Below are 16,289 nucleotides of genomic sequence, written 5' to 3'. Positions count from 1 at the left end.
GCAAAAACGCAGCCTTGGGGCTGCGTTTTTTGCGTTCTGCCGGCATGCGTATTCGGCTGAACATTATATTTAGGCGGATAAAGGACGCGTCAGCGATCTGTGCGCGACTTGGTGTTTTCTTTCCATTCGCCGATCTGCTCCTGTACCTTGCCCTTGGCTTTATCCCATTTGCCTCTTGCCTGGAGACCCGGATCGTCGGTGAGGTTGCCCCATTGATCCTTGGCCTCGCCCTTCGCCTGGTTGACGGCACCTTTAATCTTGTCGCTCCAGCCTTCCGTATGCCGATCCATATGAATGCCTCTCCCTTCTTGTGCATGAGTTGGTTATATGGTGACCTTACCCGCGAGACAGCGTTTCCAAACAGGAGAACGCATCCTCATACGTATTCTTCCGTTCGTTCGCTTATGCGTCGGGTGAAGGCATTCGGCAGAAAAAGCAACATTCGTTCGGAGGAGGGAGATGGACTTGCGTGGCGATACCTAGATGTCGATGACGATCTTGCCGTGCACGTGCCGGCCGGCTTGAAGCTCGACCGCCGCGCGGATCTGCGCCATCGGAAAACTTGCTGCGATCGGCACGCGGAGCCGGCCTGCCGCGACCAGGCGAGCGATCTCTTCTATGGCGCCGGGGGCGGCGTCGGCACCGTTTGCCGGCTTGATCCCGTCGACTTGTGCCGCGATGGTCGTGATGCGCTCGTCCGGAACGCCGAGTTCTCGCGCCGCCTGCATCGCGTCTGTCCCGTATAGATCGATCGCCGCAGTGACGCCTTCGGGAGCCATGGCTCGGATCCTGTCCACCATACCGTCGCCGTAGACGACCGGATCCGCCCCGAGGGCGCGCAGGGCATCGCCCGAAGTCGCCGATCCCGTTCCGATCACGCGCGCGCCCTTCAGTAGTGCGAGCTGGACAGCGAACACGCCTACCCCGCCTCCTGCGCCGCCAATGAGCACCGTGTCGCCCGGACCGGGGCTGACCACGGCAAGGGCTGCGGATGCCGTACAGCCCGCTATAGCAAGGGTGGACGCGATGCGGTCGTCGACGCCGTCGGGGGTATGGTGCGCCTCGCCGCCTGAAGCGATGGTTCCTGCCGCGTCTATGATGACGTACTCGGCTACTGTGCGGGAGAGAGCGCCGCCGAACACGCGGTCGCCGACCGCGAACCCGGTCACGCCTTCACCGACCTGGTCGACGATCCCGGCGTAGTCGGTTCCGAAGCCGCAGGGCAGACGTAAGCCGAATCGGGCGGCGGTATTGGCATCGGAGGTGATGAACCAATCCATTGGGTTCAGTCCGGCCGCGGTAACGCGAACGCGAATCTGGCCCGAGCCCGCCTGCGGTACGGGAATTTTACAAACGTTAAGGACCTCGGGACCGCCGAACGATTCGAGCCGGACCGCTTTGCTCACGGGTGCCGACGCGTCGACGCCCGGTTTTTGATTGCGCATCAATAATCCTCTCCTTCAAATCCTGAGATTCATGTTACAAAATTCATAATTCGTAACTAACAAAAACGATATTATCATGCCGGGAAACAAATTACAATATTTATTATTTGTAACTCACCGCAAAAAATTACGCCCGCAACAGCCCATTCCCCTCTCGGAAACAAGACGTTGCGAGCGAACGAAGGCGGATTGCGTGCTTCAGTTCGATTCACAGATCCGGATTTTTAAGTCCTCTTATCAGAAGATGGATAACCGCTTCAATGTTTTGTTTTCGATTCGGATCTTCAAAGGTGTTGGGGTTGATAAAAGCACCGGTTGCAAAATATACGGCTCTCGCCGCTTGATAAGGAGATTCCGTAAAAAAATATACCTTCCGAAATTCCTTGAGCGATGCTCTCTTTGATCCGATCAATGCCTTCTTCTACACTTTTTCGTATGACTTCCACCGAGCTGTGTGCGACTTTGATGTAATTCGCGAACATTTCCGGGTCGTCGATCGCGCTGAGGCGTTTCCCCTCCGCAAAGTCTTCGAGTAAACGAAAAAGTTTAATATCAGCAGGCGTATCTTCTTTTAAAATCGATATTGAAGCGGCACTCATACGGTTAAGCCAGCGTTCCGTAACGGCATCCCAGAGGGCCGTTTTCCCATTATAGTATCGGTAAAGAGCAGCATGGCTCACGTTTAACGATTTTGCTACGTCAGAAATATTCGCTTTTTCGGGCCCAAAACGGCGAATAACTTCTTCTGTCGCATTGAGGATGGTTTCTTTATCTAACGGGATTTTGTTCAAATGAATGACCGCTTCCTGTTTTTTTTCCGATTATATCATGTAAAATTCAAGTTTCAAATTACAACATTCGTAACAAAAAAAGAGCTCGATCCCCCCGAACGTTGACTTCGAAAGGGAACGATCTCTTTTTTCGCGCCGCTGTGCGCTATTCCGATAATCGGTCGACCGATACCGTCTGCACGTCGGTCGGCTTTTGCCCGACTTGAACCGTCGCCATGCCGTTGGCTTCGTCCACTTCCTCGATCCAGACCGGCTGTCCTTCCAGCTTCACGGCGATCGTGTCCTTCGAATCGAAAATTTGCTTGGCCCGCTGCGTGTTCACGATGGATCGTCCCCTTCCTTTTTCGCGCATCGTATCGGTCGTCGTCTCTTCGATAAGACCGTTGTCCAACGTCACCTGGCCGCCGCCAAGCCCTTCGTTGATCATACGGTCGATATCCATGTCGTAGTTGTCGCGGCCTTCATAAATATGGTCCCGGCCGTCCGTCGCTTTCTCTTCGTTCATGAACGCCGCTCCCTTCGCCCATGTTGTTCGTTTCGCTTAGAAAAGATCGTCCTGTACAGGATGCCCAGGCGGTATGAATCCCATGCAACGATGGGAATCCTGAATGGTATACGGAATCATGAGGAGGGCTAACGTCATGCACACGGTATGGAAAGGCGCCATCAGCTTCGGGCTCGTGCACGTGCCGGTGAAAATGTTCACAGCCACGGAGGACAAGGATGTGCATCTGAGGCAAATCCACAAGGTTTGCGGCACGCCGATCTCTTACGCCAAGAACTGCCCGCACTGCGAGAGAGCGGTCGAATGGGAGGAGATCACGAAGGGTTACGAATACGACAAGGGAAGGTTCGTGCTGTTCGACGAGGAGGAGCTGGAAGCGATCAAGCCGGAGAATACGCGGACGATTCAGATCCTCGACTTCGTGGCGCTCGAGGAGATCGATCCGATGTTCTATCAAAAAACGTACTATTTGTCGCCCGACCAGGCCGGCGCCGGCGCCTACGGGCTGCTGCTCGAAGCGATGCGGCAATCCGGACGGATCGGCATCGCCAAGATCGCGATCCGCAGCAAGAGCAGCCTGGCGGCCATTCGCTGCGTCGACAACTGCATCTGCATGGAGACGATGTTTTATCCGGACGAGATCCGCGCCATCTCCGGCGTACCCGGCCTGCCGCAAAACCAGAACGTCAACGACCGCGAGCTCGATATGGCCAAGCTGCTCATCGAACAGCTGTCCGCGCCGTTCGACGCGGCCAAATACACCGACGACTACCGGACGGCGATGCTGGACGCCATCAGCCGCAAGGTCGCGGGACAAGGCGTGGACGTGGTGACCGCGCCTGCGGCGGAACGGACGAACGTCATCGACCTCATGTCCGCGCTGCAGGCCAGCCTCGCAGCCGTCAAGACGGGCGACGCGCCCGCGGCCGGCGCGACGGCCGGCAGAGGCGCCGGCCGCAAATCGGCGATTCGCGGCGATACGGGCGAAGCGGACGCGGCGCCCGCGGCCGACAAGCCGAAGCGCACGCGGGCCAAGCCGCCGGTGCCCGGCGCCGCTGTCGCCGGCGGCGAAGAAGCGGTCGGCGACAGCTCCAAGGCTGCGCCTTCCCGCAGACGCAAGGCGAAGGAGCCGCAAGCCGTGATCGCTAGCGCATGAGCGGCGGATGCGCGAACCGTTCGCGCTGACAAAACCGTGTACAACACCGGTCGCGCGGCGCTGCGCTGGTGCTCCGGTTGCACCATTTTGGTGCTATCGGCCGCTTGGACCGACCACATGGCGCCGCGCAGGCGCTCCACCCTTTTTGGACCGGTCCGCGAGACTGTAGCGTAACTTTTTGCCTTTACAGCACCTTTTGGACTGGTGAGCGAGGCTGTAGCGTAACTTTTTGCCTTTACAGCACCCTTTGGACCGGTCCGCGAGGCTGCAGAGTAACTTTTTGCCCTTACAGCAACTTTTGGACCGGTCCGCGAGGCTGCAGAGTAACTTTTCGCCCTTACGCAACTTTTTGTACCAGTCCGCAAGGCTGTAGAGTAACTTTTTGCCCTTTCAGCACCTTTTGGACCGGTCCGCGAGGCTGTAGCGCGCGCCACGGGGCCGCGCAGCGGCGCACTGGCGCTCCAAACGCACCATTTTGATGCGCATGGGCGCTTTGGGACAGCCACCGAGGCTCTGATGATCTCCCTGTTTGCGCAAAAAAAAACGATGAGAATATTTTAAGAAGCGACGGCCGGACCAACCCAATCCCGCGCGGGACAAGGACCGGCCTTTTTGTTATTTCCCAGCATATGGTCCGTGGTAATATTTATGCCGTGAACCTGCGAGATTCCGCTGATAGAATGTGAGACATCCGAGCCGAAGCCCGACAGGGCGCGGGGGGAACCAAGTATACGGGGTGAAGCCGCAGCCGCGGCAGGGCGTTCTCCGACCTAACCCGTCAGCTAACCTCGCAGGCTTACATTCCAAGGAGGAATTCGCATCTATGAAGAATAATCGTATCGGTCAACTGGCTGTTTCCGGCGCGCTTCTGCTGTCGCTTGCCGTCCCGTTCGGCGCTTCCGCGAATGCCGCGACGACGACCCAGACGACCCGGACTTACACATATAATATTGACGCCTCGCAGCTTCAGCAATATCTCGGCTCGTTCGATTGGCAATCGCTGCTGTCTCAACTGAACGGCGGCACGTTCGGGGGCCTGACGCCTTCGATTCCGACGACCACGGCGCCTTCGACCACGCCGACGACGCCGGCCCAACCAACGACCGCGCCTGTTGTCACGCCGGTCCCGGCCAAGCCGACGACAGCGCCTACGGCCACGCCTAAGCCGACGACGACTCCGACCGCCACGCCGACTCCGACCGCCACGCCGGCGCCGACAACCTCGCCTTCCGTGCCGGCAGGCTCGGGCGCTACCGGTCAGAAGTCCGGTTTCGCCGCGCAAGTCGTCGATCTCGTCAACCAGGAACGCGCCAAAGCCGGCTTGTCCGCGCTCAAGACCGACGCCAAGCTGACGACGGTCGCCGACGCGAAGGCGAAGGACATGTACAACAACAACTACTTCGACCACAACTCGCCGACGTACGGTTCTCCGTTCGACATGATGAAGCAGTTCGGCGTAACGTACAGCTACGCAGGCGAGAACATCGCGATGGGCCAGCAATCGCCAGCGGAAGTCATGACCGCTTGGATGAACAGCGCCGGCCACAAGGCGAACATTTTGAACGCCAACTTCAAATCGATCGGCGTCGCTTACTATAACGGCGAGTGGGTACAAGAGTTCACGGGCTGACCTGTACAAATGAAAAAGATGCCGCCGGAGTCGTTCGATCGACTCCGGCGGCATCTTTTTTGCGTTCGGCGGCGGTTTAGAGCAGCGGCGGCAGTGCCAGCAAAATCAGGCCGGCCAAACTCATCAGGCCGCCCTGCAGGCGTATCCGTCCTTCGGACGCAGGCTCCCGGCTCGGCGAAATCCCGTCGCTCCGGCCGCCGCGGGCGAGAAGTCGCACGGTGCCGGGGTGGAGCAAGGCGAACAGCGAGGACCCCGTCCAAAACACCAAAACGAGCGATAGCAGCGCGCCGGCGTGCTGCAGCAGCGGCATATCCGTATCGATCCCTCCCCATACGCTTTCTTTACTGTTGTATGAGCGCAAGGAGGCAAAAGTGCGAAAATCGACCTTTGGACGTAAGCACGGCTTCGCTGCCGGCTATCGCCCGGCCGAATCGTGACGCGGCTGCGGTTTGACTGGCGCGCAGAGCGGATCCATCTTGGAATGGCGGGCCGGAATACCGGCTACACTAGGAAGATCAACGCCTCGACGCAATGGGGCGGCTTCAGAACGGAGGAACGCCCATGGCGCCGGCGACGATGTCCCCGGTCACGCTTCGGCTCGGCGATCGCGAGCTGCTCGTCTCCCATCCCGATAAGCTGCTGTGGCCCGACATGGGCATCGACAAGCTTCGTTATGTCCGGACGCTGGCAGATTTGGCGCCTTATTTGCTGCCTCACAGCGAAGGCCGTTACTTGACGACGATTCGCTTTCCGGAAGGCTATGCGGGCAAGTCCTTTTATCAGAAAAACGCCCCGACGCCTGTGCCCGAGTTCGTGCGCGTCGAGACTGCGGGCGGCATCCGGTACGTCGTGCTCGACTCCCTGCCGACGCTGCTTTGGATGGGCAGTTTGTACGCGCTTGAGTTTCACGTCTCCTGCGAACGAATCGCCCAGCCGCTGCCCGACCTCTGGATGCTCGATATCGATCCGAGTCTCGAGGTCGAGCCCCGAATCATGGAAGCCGCCGGCAAAGTCGGCGACCTGCTGCATTCGCTCGGCCTCGAAGCCGTCCCCAAAACGTCGGGCGCGACGGGCATTCAAGTCGTCATGCGCATCGAACCCGGCCCGACCTACGACGACCTTCGCCGGTTCGGCAAGTTCGTCTCCGAATATTTGACCGCAAAAAATCCGCGGCTCTTCACCGTCGAACGGCTGAAGAAAAACCGCGGAACGCTCATCTACCTCGACTACCTGCAATTTTACCCCGGCCGCACGCTGGTGTCCGCTTATTCGCCGCGCGCCCGCGCGGGAGCGCCGGTATCGACGCCGCTCGATTGGAGCGAGGTGCGCGCCGACCCGAGCCCGGCCGACTTCAACCTGCTCAATATCGTCGCGCGGCTGCGGGAGCGGGGCGATCTGATCGGCTCGATGAAGCCGCAGCGGATCGGAGACGTGCTGAAGCAGATCAAGTAAACCTGCGAGCCTTCCTGCGCGCGAAGCTAAAGCAGCGGGGACAGCATGCGGCAGAGCGCCTCCGCGGCCTTGCGCCCGCCGGAGCGCTTGCGGAACGACGACAGCTCCAGCTCCCTGCTGTCCTTCAGATCCTGAAGAAAGTCGCGCTCCAGCGCGGCGATCGCGTCGGGATGGAAGAGGTAAGCGTTCGTCTCGAAGTTGCTGAAAAAACTGCGCAAATCCATGTTCGCCGTTCCGACCGAAGCGATCAACTCGTCGACGATGACCACTTTCGCATGAATGAAGCCCCGTTCGTACTGCCAGAAGCGGATGCCGCAGCTCATCATCTCGTCCACATAGGACATCGTGGCCGCATGAACGAGCTTCGTATCGGGAATGAGCGGCACGATCATGCGCACGTCGACGCCGCTCAACGCGGCCGTCTTGAGCGCCATGACGACGCCGGCGCTCGGAATGAAATACGGCGTCGTGATCCAGATCCGCCGCTTCGCCGTCGCCAAAATCGCGAACAGCGTCTCGTGGATCGCGTCGGCCCGCCTGTTCGGTCCGCCCGCGACGATCTGCACGACCTCGCCTCCCGAACAGCCGTGCTCCGGCAAAAATCCCGGATCGCTCGGCCGCTGCTTGGTGGCGAGCTCCCAGTCTTTGAGGAAGACCTCCTGCAGCCCGTAAACCGCGTCTCCCTCCAGCTCCAGATGCGTATCGCGCCAAAAGCCGAGCTTTTTGTGCCTGCCCAAATATTCCTCGCCCACGTTGATCCCGCCGACGAAGCCTTTTGTGCCGTCCACGACGAGGATTTTGCGGTGATTGCGGTAATTCATGCGCTTCTTCATAAAAGCCGGCCGCAGCGGGAAAAAGCAGGCGTATTCGGCGCCGGCCGCCTCGAACGCGGCGAAAAAGGACTTGCTGAGCGAAACGCTGCCGATGCCGTCGTAGATGAGCCGAACCTGGACGCCTTCCTTCGCTTTCTCGATCATCGCATCGCGGAACATGCGGCCGATCTCGTCGTCGCGGTATATGTATGTAGCGAAATGAATGTGATGCTTGGCGCCGCGAATCGCTTCCATCATGGCGTCGTACGTCATTTGCCCGTTCGTCAGCACGCGCGATTTGTTGCAGCCGGTGATCGGGGAAGCTCCCGCCTTGCGCAGCGTACGGAACAACCGCGCCTCGTCGGCGAACCCGCCGCCCGGAATGTCGCCCGGCTCGTTGATCAGATGGCTCTTCGTCAAAATCTCGCCACGCCGCTGCTCGTCCAAGCCGCCCCTGCGTCGAACCCTGCGGCGACGGACGTATTCGCGCGCCAGAAAATAATAAAGGACGAAGCCGACGATCGGAAATAAAAACAGAATGAACAGCCACGCCATGGCGTTGGCCGGTCGGCGATACTCCAGCACGAGGATCGTGCCGGACTGAAATATGAAGATGAATAGCGCCAGCAGCAACCACGTCGTCACCCGCACGAACCTCCCCCCGCATGTTTGTTTATATCTAAACTTTCTTTACCCACTGTTCGTCAGGGCGATCGTCCCGCTTGCAGGAGGCAGCGAATCGTGCCGGCGCCCCGAAAAAGCGGCGCTCGGCCGTCGCTAACCAGTATAACCCGGTAGACAAGGTTTAGGCAGACGGCGGCAAGACGGACGGCGAGCGCGGAAAATAAAGAGCCGCACGCGCGCCGATGATATCGACGCGCGTGCGGCTCCGCGTGGGGAGTTGATCGCGAGCGCATGCTTCAGCCTTCCGGGCGGCGGGCACTCGGAGCCGGCGCCGCTCGCAGGCTCGCAGCCCGGGGCGATGCGCGATTGAACGCTTCGCGAAGCCTGCCCGCCTCTAACGCGGGCGATCCAGTGGTTGGCCGGCGCCGGCGATCAGACCGACAGCTTGACGAAGGCCGCCAGCATCTTCGCCAGCTCCTCGCGCGTAGCCGTGGACTTCGGCGCGAAGGCGAGGCCTGCGCCGCCTGCGGCCGGACGGCCGGAGACGATGCCGGCACGCTGCACGGCTTCTACTGCTTGCGAGGCATAGGCCGGGATCGCGGCGGCGTCCGTGAATGTCGCGGAAGCTTGCGCGGCCGGCAGCGAGATGCCTTGCGCCGCGGCGAACTTCACGAGCATGACCGCAAGGTCCGCCCGGGTCAGCGCGGCGCGCGGGTCGAAGCGGCCTGCGCCCGTGCCGGTCACGATGCCGTTATCCGCCGCCCAAGCGACGGCGCCGGCGAAGTAATCGCCGCTCTTTACATCGCCAAAGCCGGGTGTCATGCCTTGGTAGGCAGCGAGATCCGCGCCCGAGATCCGCGCGAGCATGACCGTCAGGTCGGCGCGCGTCACGCTGCGCTTCGGCGCGAAAACGTTGTTGCCGACGCCGTCCAGTATGCCGCGGGCCGCCAGATAAGCGATGTCGTTGACCGCGAAGCTGCCTGCGGTATCGGCGAACGAACGGCTCTCGTAGCCGACGCCGTACATGGAGAAGTGCGAGACGGCGAAGCGAAGCGTTCCCGATGCGGCATCGTAAAGACCGCCCGGCAGCGTCTGGATGCGGCCGTCGTCCGCGATGTAGCGAACGACGATGCCGGAGACGTCCTCGTCAGCCCGCTTCGCGTAAGGCAGCTCGATCTTGACCTTGCCGTCGCCGAATTCGCGCAGCGACTTGCCGTCCGCCGACAGCTTCAGCTCGATGACGGGACGGTCGCCCACACCGGCTTGCAGGCCGCCGCGCGCGGGCTCGGGCAGCGACGAAGCCGCATCCGTCCCCGTCAGCTTGCGAACGTCCAGCTTCAGCGCGCCTTTGCCCGCCGCCGCGCCGATCGCCGCGATGGCTTCCGCGTCGAACGACAGCGTCGCGGCGCCCGTCTCGACGGTCAGCGTCTTGATCGTGTCGCTCGTCAGCTTGGCGACGGCTTCCGCCGGCAGCTCTACGACCGCTTGCGAGCCATCGCCCGCCAAATCGCCGGACAGCTTGATGACAGCCGCATTGCCGTTCAGGGTAACCGTCACGTCGCCGTACGTCTCGATCTGACCGGACGGCGACGGCGATGGCGTCGGCGTCGCGCTCGGCGCAGGCGTCGGAATGTAAGGGCCGCCGGCCGACGTAACCGTAACGACGGCTTCCGCCTTCGCGTAACCGTCCGCCGCGACCGCCGCGATCACGGCCGTGCCGGCCGAGACCGGCGTCACGCGGCCTTGACTGTCGACCGCGGCGACTTGCGGATCGGAGCTGCTCCATGCGACCGCAGCGGCAGAGCCGTCGGCAGCGGTCGCCGTGGCCGTCAGGCTGCCGACCGCGCCGCCCGCGGTCAGCGACAACGATGTACGGTCGAGCTTGACCTTGGAGACGTTCAGTTGCAGCACCGATACCGTGCCGCCTACTTCGTTGGCGACCAGCAGCAGCGGATAACCGGTCGGGCTGTCCGCTGCCGGGATGAACTCCAGGCCTTCGGGCCCGCTGTCCGTGTTATCGCTCACGCCGGCGGAGAAATTCCGCGTATTCGTGTAATTCAGAAACTGCGGCTTGGACGGATCCGTCACGTCGTACGTCATGACGCCGCCGATGCGCTCAAGGCCTGCGAAGGCGAGCGTCTTCGTACCGACCGTCCCGGTTTTCACGTCCTCCGGCTCCGGTCCCTTTTTGCCGCTGCGCTCGTCGATGCCCGTCTTGCTGCTGCTGTTGCTGGCATTAAAGTTATTCGGATAGCGCTGCGCCGTGATGCGTTCGAAGTCGCTGCCCGTATCGGACACTTGCGTCATCGTAGCGGCATCCCAGATCGAGAACGAACGGCCGCCGTACAAATAAATGCTGTCGTTGCCCATGTCGCTCATGACTTCTACGCCGTCGTACCTCGTCGTTCCCTTCAACAACTTCGCTGCCGCCGAGTCCGGATCGAGACTTCCCTTCATCTTCTTGATCGTGCTCGCCGTAACGCGGTCTTCCCACTCCGTCGCGTCGCCTTCATTGCCGGTCACCAGGTACGTCTTGCCGCCGGCCTGGAAGGAGGCGATGCCATCCGGCATGTAGACGCCGTAGAACGGCACGTTTTCCAGCTGAATGACGCCGTCCTTGACCAGATCGAGCCGGTTGGCAGGGTCGTTCAGATCCTTGAATCCAAGCCCCTTCACCCACAGCACCTTGCCCGCCGCGACGTCGATCGCCGCAACCGCATTGTTTTCCTGCAAAGTCACGTATGCCGTTCCTTCGTCGGCAGAGAGCGCGATGTATTCGGGCTCGAGATCGCGAATCGCGTCCGCCTTCGTGCCGCTGCCGGTAATTTGCTTCGTTATTGGATCCCCCGCGCCGCGGATATGCACATCGTCCGCGATGACGGAAGGGTCGTCGAACTTGACGAGCTTGACGGCGCCCGTCAGCGTGTCCACGATCGTGATGCTCCCTTCGGGATCGTGACCGGCCGTACGCGGCTCGCCTTCGTCCGCGGTCAGGATATACCTGCCGTCCTTCGTCGACTTGATCATGTCCGGCTGAACGCCCGTCTCGTAGGAAGCGAGCAGCTTGCCGTCATAGTCCAGCGTCAAAATCTTGCCGGGCTTCATGCCGTCTTCTTCCTGCACCGCTACCGCGATCCGCTTGGCGGCCGAGTTGATGTCGACGCTGGTCAGATCGCCGTACGCAAAGCCGTTCGTCTCGGCAAGCTCCTTCACTTCGACTTCGCCGGTCAGCTTCGGGTTCGTGCCGTCGCCGAGCTCGACGATCTTCAGCGAAGGCGGATCGCCAGCGCCGTCCACCAGATAAAACTTGCCGTTGTCTTTGTTGTACTTGACGATCTCGGCGACGCCGCCGTCGTCGTTGGGCTTGTCCGCGATAAAGCCGCCCAGCTTCGTCACTTCGATGCCATCTTCAAAAATCTCGCCGGTCGTGGATTCGTCGACCCGCAGCGTCACGCTGGCGGAAACCTCCTGCGACGCCGGATAAACGGCATCCTTCACCGACAGCTTCACCGTCGATTGTCCCGCCTTCAGCGGAATGCCGGTGATCTTGCCCTTGGCCGCATCGAGCTGGAGGCCTTCCGGAAGACCTTCGGCGGCGTACGTATACGGCGCGGTCCCGCCGTAAACGGCGATCGTCGCGGAATAAGGCGATCCGACGTAAGCGGCGGACAGCACGCTCGTACGAAGCTCGAGCGGCTGGACGATCGGCTTCAGGTGCGGTCCGACAGCAGCCAGATCCAGCGCGCTAGAGGAATAGTCGATTTGGACAAAGTCGGATTGGTTATTGTCGGTGTCCGTGCCGCCTACGCGGCGAATCGCTTTTTTCTTGGAAGTGCCCTGGGTATCTCCGCTCGGGTAAGCCGTCTCGTACCCGTCGATGTCGCTGCCGCTGTCGTTGCTGCCGGTGCCGACCATATCGACATAGCCGGCGGACTTGACGTGCATGCCGTCGACGTCGAACGGATTAACGGCCGATAGCAGCGTCCGATTGCTCACGAGCGCGACCTTCAGACCTTTGTTGTTGATGTAGCGGTCCCAGGTCGCATCGGTTCTGCCGGTCAGGTCGACTGCAGGCGTCGCCGCGCCGGTCGCCTTGCCCGCGATCACATAGTAGCCGCCCGCCGGAATCGAACCGGCAAGATCGAGCTTCTCCCAAGCCTGCGTCGGACCGGTCTTGGCGTTGCTGCCTCTGTCCGCGTATTGGAGCGACCAGCCCGTCAGATCGACGACTGACGAAGTCGGATTGTACAATTCAATAAAGCCGTGCGAAGCCCAGGCATCGGAAGCTGCGGCCAAACCCGCGCCATACACCTGATTGATCATGACGTGCGGTACCGCGACATCGTATTGCCCCGCATCGTTGTAAGGCGTGCCCGCCGTCCCCGCCGCGGCCGTCGCCGTCCCTGCGCCTCCCGCCGATCCGATCGTACCTGTGAGGATCGCCGCTGCCGCGACCATCGCCGTACGTTTTCGCCAATACTTCAACATGAAATTAAACCTCCCTACTCTACGTTACACTTCATCGTAGTGAAGAAGTATTAACGCAGACACGCCCGATGCGTTAACGGAAGGTAAAATAGCGCTCGCAAATACAAATAGACGCGACCTCCGCCATAATGGCGGAAGCCGCGCCCGGGAAACCGTTCGGTCGATCAAGCCGATACGTCGCGCTTGGTGAACACCGTCCAGGAGATGATGTTGAAAATAACGAAGTACACCGCCAGCACGCCGAGCGAGAATGCGTAGGTCGTCGGATACTCGGAGAGCGGCACGCCGCCGTTCAAGTAAACGGACAACCCCAGATGAGGGAACAGCACGTATTTGATCCATGCCTGGTCCGTCAGCGAGAGGAGCCCGGTGATCATGCTGCCGGCGAACAGCAGGAACAAGGACAGCCCGATCGCGAGGCCGCTGCTGCGGAACGCCGAGGACAGCATGAAGCCGAAGGTGACGACCACGACCAGCGTGATGAATTCATCCAGATAGTACCGCAGCGCGTACGCCCAGGGCGAGCTGCCCGCAAGCGGCGACTGATCGGAGATCAGGTTGGCCGGATGCGCCGTATAGCCGAAGGCGATGACGTTGGCCAGCCAGGTCACCGCGAAGCTGACCACGGTAAACAGCAGCGCGAACAGAACGATCGAGATGAACTTGGACAGCAGGATCGCCGAGCGGCTCCACGGGCGAATCAGCAGCAGCTTGATCGTGCCTCGGGAAAATTCGCCCGCGACGGACTCCGAAGATTTGACGACCGCGAAAATCGTGATCAGAAGGAATACGATTTGGGACTCCAGCATCATCGCTTCCCAATTGTTCGCATTTTCTTCTTTGGCAAGCAGCGCGAAGGCGACCGTGAACAGCAGCGGAATGACGACCGTGATGCCCAGCATGATCCACGTGCTGATGCGGCGGTATATTTTCATATTCTCGTTCAGAACGAGATTCCAGAAGCTAGCCAATGGTCTCACCCCCCGGTAACCTCGAGGAATTGATCCTCGAGCGACTTGAGCTTGACGCGGATGCCGTAGACCCGGATCCCCGCCGCGACCAGCCGGGCGTTCATGTCGGCGATCGTCTCGCGGTCGGCCGTCACGGCGAAGCCGCCTTCGACGAAACGCGCTGAGCCCCGACCCTCCAATACCGTCACGGCCTCGCTCGCGCGGTCGACCTCGAACAGCACTTCCTCCAGCCCTGCGACGGCGCTCGCGGATTCGGCGCGCAGCGAACGGATATCGATGAGCTCGCCCTTCTGGATGATGGCGACGCGGTCGCACATGAGCTCCATCTCCGAGAGCAGGTGGCTCGATACGAATACGGCCGTGCCTTCCTCTCTGGACAGCTTGCGCAGATAGTCGCGCAGCTCGCGGATGCCCGCCGGGTCGAGACCGTTGGTCGGCTCGTCCAGAATCAGCAGCGCGGGACGGTGCAGGATCGCCTGCGCGACGCCGAGCCGCTGGCGCATGCCGAGCGAATACTTTTTGACTTTGTCGTGAATGCGGTCCTGAAGGCCGACCAGCGAGACGACCTCGTCGATCCGCGCCTTGGTGATGCCGGGGTTCATGCGTCCGAAGTGAATCAGGTTCTGATAGCCCGTCAGGTACTTGTACATCTCCGGGTTCTCGACGATCGCGCCGACGCGGGCGATCGCTTGGGGAAAGGATGTCTTGACGCTATGGCCGGCGATCGAGATATCGCCGCCCGACATCGTGATCAATCCGACCATCATGCGGATGGTCGTCGTCTTGCCTGAACCGTTGGGGCCGAGGAATCCGAATACTTCGCCCGGATTCACGTCGAGCGTGAGACGATCGATGATCGTCCGGCCGCCAATGCGCTTCGATACGTTCTGCAGGCTGACGACGGGCGCTTGGGACATGATTTCTCCTCCGTATGTAGATTTGTAAATCTTCACCATTATAGCAAATGTCGACAGTCGGGGCCAAAAAAAGAAAAAGAATCGCGAACTGCAGGCACTCGGAGGAGCAGAAGGGGACGAAAGGAGGGAAGTAAGGCCTGGAAGCTGTCGTGCGCTCAGGCCGCGGCCGGGCGCGTTCGACGCGCGAGAAACCGCGAACGCCGACGAACGCGAACAGATCCGGTCAATTCGCGCCGTCGGCAGAGGATTCGCCGTAAATAAAACGTTCGATGCTGCTTGCGACGCTGTCGGGAGCCGCTGTCGAATTGTCGACGTACAATACGGCGTTCGACGGCAGCCGCCACGCGACCGTTTTGCGGCCGAGACTCAGGCTGAAGCGCTCCCAATGCGCGAGCTTCCATTCGTCCAGCGCGCCGCCTCTGCCCGCGATCCGCGCTTTGTAACGCGCCTCGTCCGACAGGTAGACCGATACGACCTTGATACGAACGGCTTCGGGATCCAGGCCCGCCCGGTCAAGCTCGGATCGCAGCCAGTCCGGATCGTTCAATTCCCGGGAAAAAGGACCGATCACGATCGCATCCGTCCCGAGCGCCACGTTCTCCAGCGCGGCGTCCATCGTGATCCGGTATCCGAGATCCCGGCACAGCGACTTGTACGCATCCGAATCCCGATCCGCAGGATCGAGTCCCGCCTGGGACATCAACGCTTCGGCCGCAGGCCGAAGCAGCGTGTCCATATCGAACAAAGCCGCATGACGCGCAGCCGCGATCCGCTTCGCCAATGTCGTCTTGCCCGCTCCCGCGCCGCCTACCACGAACACCAAGTTTGCCATCGCCCGATCCCCCCGCATGTCCCGTTTGACAACATTATCGGGCCGCGCTGGCCCAGGGTCAAGCGGTCAACCGCCGCCCGCGCTTGCCGGGCACCGAACTTAAATCGCGATCATGGCCGAGGACCGCGTACGCCAATCGTCGCTTTTCTGCAACCTCAGCAATTCCGCCGAACTTCCGGCTTCGCTCAGACCTTGCTCTGCGCAGCAGCTCCGGCAGCAGCCCAGCGGATAGACGACCGTGTAATAACCCGACTTAAAAAAGCAATCTCGCTTCCTTCAATCCGATCAGCTCCTTGCATGACACGCAGTAGAATTGACCTAGAATCATCGCGAGCCGCCTCCCGTTTCTTGACTCAGGTTCGCCTTTCATTACACGCTCTGTAACATATTGATACATATCGTATCTTATTACTTGATCTTACTTACCCCTTTATGGCTTGTCAAGCACCAATTCATTTATTTCAATTCCCCCCCCCCCACTTTGTTGATAGCGCTTTCCATAACGTTCATTCAAAAAGGACAATGCCACCTCATTTATATTTCAATAGATCAAACATGCTACAATGACGGCGATTCGGGACGGGTTGAGCGCACATGCGGCAGATTTGGCGGTATTTCTTGACAGGTTGGACAGCGATTCGGGACGGGTAAGCGGAATTTCGGAGA

General features: G+C 60.6%; 13 protein-coding genes and 1 riboswitch. Of the genes, 3 read left to right on the top strand and 10 right to left on the bottom strand.

The features are described 5' to 3' along the window. Positions 1 to 89: 89 nt before the first annotated feature. The 4 genes from OMP40_RS38030 to OMP40_RS38015 all read right to left on the bottom strand — a co-directional run bounded on the left by OMP40_RS38030 (position 90) and on the right by OMP40_RS38015 (position 2,558). Complete coding sequence (locus OMP40_RS38030; RefSeq protein WP_277539401.1) at positions 90 to 290, bottom strand: CsbD family protein; 201 nt, start codon at positions 288 to 290, stop codon at positions 90 to 92. Between the two features lie 189 nt (positions 291 to 479). Next, positions 480 to 1,445 (bottom strand): NADP-dependent oxidoreductase, encoded by a 966-nt coding sequence (locus tag OMP40_RS38025; RefSeq protein WP_277539400.1) that lies wholly within the window; start codon positions 1,443 to 1,445, stop codon positions 480 to 482. 284 nt (positions 1,446 to 1,729) lie between these two features. Further along, a complete protein-coding gene (locus OMP40_RS38020; protein WP_277539399.1) occupies positions 1,730 to 2,236 on the bottom strand; it encodes a TetR/AcrR family transcriptional regulator in 507 nt (168 codons plus the stop codon). Between the two features lie 145 nt (positions 2,237 to 2,381). Continuing rightward, complete coding sequence (locus tag OMP40_RS38015; protein WP_277539750.1) at positions 2,382 to 2,558, bottom strand: H-type small acid-soluble spore protein; 177 nt, start codon at positions 2,556 to 2,558, stop codon at positions 2,382 to 2,384. 319 nt (positions 2,559 to 2,877) lie between these two features. On the opposite strand from OMP40_RS38015, the gene ku reads away from it, so the two are divergent. Both ku and OMP40_RS38005 read left to right on the top strand, forming a co-directional pair. Then, positions 2,878 to 3,897: a non-homologous end joining protein Ku gene (gene ku / locus OMP40_RS38010; protein WP_277539398.1), complete on the top strand. Its 1,020-nt coding sequence runs from the start codon at positions 2,878 to 2,880 to the stop codon at positions 3,895 to 3,897. Between the two features lie 684 nt (positions 3,898 to 4,581). Beyond that, positions 4,582 to 4,710, top strand: a riboswitch (cyclic di-AMP (ydaO/yuaA leader). A 10-nt stretch (positions 4,711 to 4,720) separates the two neighbouring features. Further along, positions 4,721 to 5,527: a CAP domain-containing protein gene (locus OMP40_RS38005; RefSeq protein ID WP_277539395.1), complete on the top strand. Its 807-nt coding sequence runs from the start codon at positions 4,721 to 4,723 to the stop codon at positions 5,525 to 5,527. Positions 5,528 to 5,603: 76 nt separating this feature from the next. Here OMP40_RS38005 and OMP40_RS38000 read toward each other — a convergent pair whose 3' ends face one another. Beyond that, positions 5,604 to 5,837 carry a hypothetical protein gene (locus tag OMP40_RS38000; protein WP_277539394.1) on the bottom strand — a complete coding sequence of 78 codons (234 nt, stop codon included), beginning with the start codon at positions 5,835 to 5,837 and terminating at the stop codon, positions 5,604 to 5,606. Between the two features lie 251 nt (positions 5,838 to 6,088). On the opposite strand from OMP40_RS38000, the gene OMP40_RS37995 reads away from it, so the two are divergent. Next, positions 6,089 to 6,979 (top strand): DNA polymerase domain-containing protein, encoded by an 891-nt coding sequence (locus tag OMP40_RS37995; protein WP_277539391.1) that lies wholly within the window; start codon positions 6,089 to 6,091, stop codon positions 6,977 to 6,979. 26 nt (positions 6,980 to 7,005) lie between these two features. Here the strand turns inward: OMP40_RS37995 and cls are convergent, their stop codons facing one another. From cls to OMP40_RS37970, 5 genes are all read right to left on the bottom strand, one after another. Then, complete coding sequence (gene cls / locus OMP40_RS37990; protein ID WP_277539389.1) at positions 7,006 to 8,436, bottom strand: cardiolipin synthase; 1,431 nt, start codon at positions 8,434 to 8,436, stop codon at positions 7,006 to 7,008. A 411-nt stretch (positions 8,437 to 8,847) separates the two neighbouring features. Further along, a complete protein-coding gene (locus OMP40_RS37985; protein WP_277539387.1) occupies positions 8,848 to 12,903 on the bottom strand; it encodes a choice-of-anchor I family protein in 4,056 nt (1,351 codons plus the stop codon). Positions 12,904 to 13,067: 164 nt separating this feature from the next. Next, positions 13,068 to 13,883, bottom strand: a complete 816-nt coding sequence (locus OMP40_RS37980) for an ABC transporter permease (RefSeq protein WP_277539385.1) — start codon at positions 13,881 to 13,883, stop codon at positions 13,068 to 13,070. After that, a complete protein-coding gene (locus tag OMP40_RS37975; protein WP_277539382.1) occupies positions 13,880 to 14,791 on the bottom strand; it encodes an ABC transporter ATP-binding protein in 912 nt (303 codons plus the stop codon). The genes OMP40_RS37980 and OMP40_RS37975 overlap by 4 nt, the downstream gene beginning before the upstream one ends. A gap of 223 nt (positions 14,792 to 15,014) precedes the next feature. Continuing rightward, entirely contained in the window at positions 15,015 to 15,623 is a 609-nt protein-coding gene (locus tag OMP40_RS37970; RefSeq protein WP_277539380.1) for an AAA family ATPase, read from the bottom strand. Between the last annotated feature and the right edge of the window lie 666 nt (positions 15,624 to 16,289).

Origin of the sequence: Cohnella rhizosphaerae, from assembly GCF_029525575.1 — a bacterium.
GTDB classification, from domain to species: domain Bacteria; phylum Bacillota; class Bacilli; order Paenibacillales; family Paenibacillaceae; genus Cohnella; species Cohnella rhizosphaerae.
The sequence above is the reverse complement of the archived record's forward strand: the minus strand, read 5'-3'. Positions and strand labels throughout refer to the sequence as shown.

Coding starts and splice junctions, on each gene's coding strand:
- OMP40_RS38025 (WP_277539400.1), bottom strand. CDS start 1,445: ATGCGCAATCAAAAACCGGGCGTCGACGCGTCGGCACCCGTGAGCAAA.
- ku (WP_277539398.1), top strand. CDS start 2,878: ATGCACACGGTATGGAAAGGCGCCATCAGCTTCGGGCTCGTGCACGTG.
- OMP40_RS37970 (WP_277539380.1), bottom strand. CDS start 15,623: ATGGCAAACTTGGTGTTCGTGGTAGGCGGCGCGGGAGCGGGCAAGACG.
- OMP40_RS37975 (WP_277539382.1), bottom strand. CDS start 14,791: ATGTCCCAAGCGCCCGTCGTCAGCCTGCAGAACGTATCGAAGCGCATT.
- OMP40_RS37995 (WP_277539391.1), top strand. CDS start 6,089: ATGGCGCCGGCGACGATGTCCCCGGTCACGCTTCGGCTCGGCGATCGC.
- OMP40_RS38000 (WP_277539394.1), bottom strand. CDS start 5,837: ATGCCGCTGCTGCAGCACGCCGGCGCGCTGCTATCGCTCGTTTTGGTG.
- OMP40_RS37985 (WP_277539387.1), bottom strand. CDS start 12,903: ATGTTGAAGTATTGGCGAAAACGTACGGCGATGGTCGCGGCAGCGGCG.
- OMP40_RS38030 (WP_277539401.1), bottom strand. CDS start 290: ATGGATCGGCATACGGAAGGCTGGAGCGACAAGATTAAAGGTGCCGTC.
- OMP40_RS38005 (WP_277539395.1), top strand. CDS start 4,721: ATGAAGAATAATCGTATCGGTCAACTGGCTGTTTCCGGCGCGCTTCTG.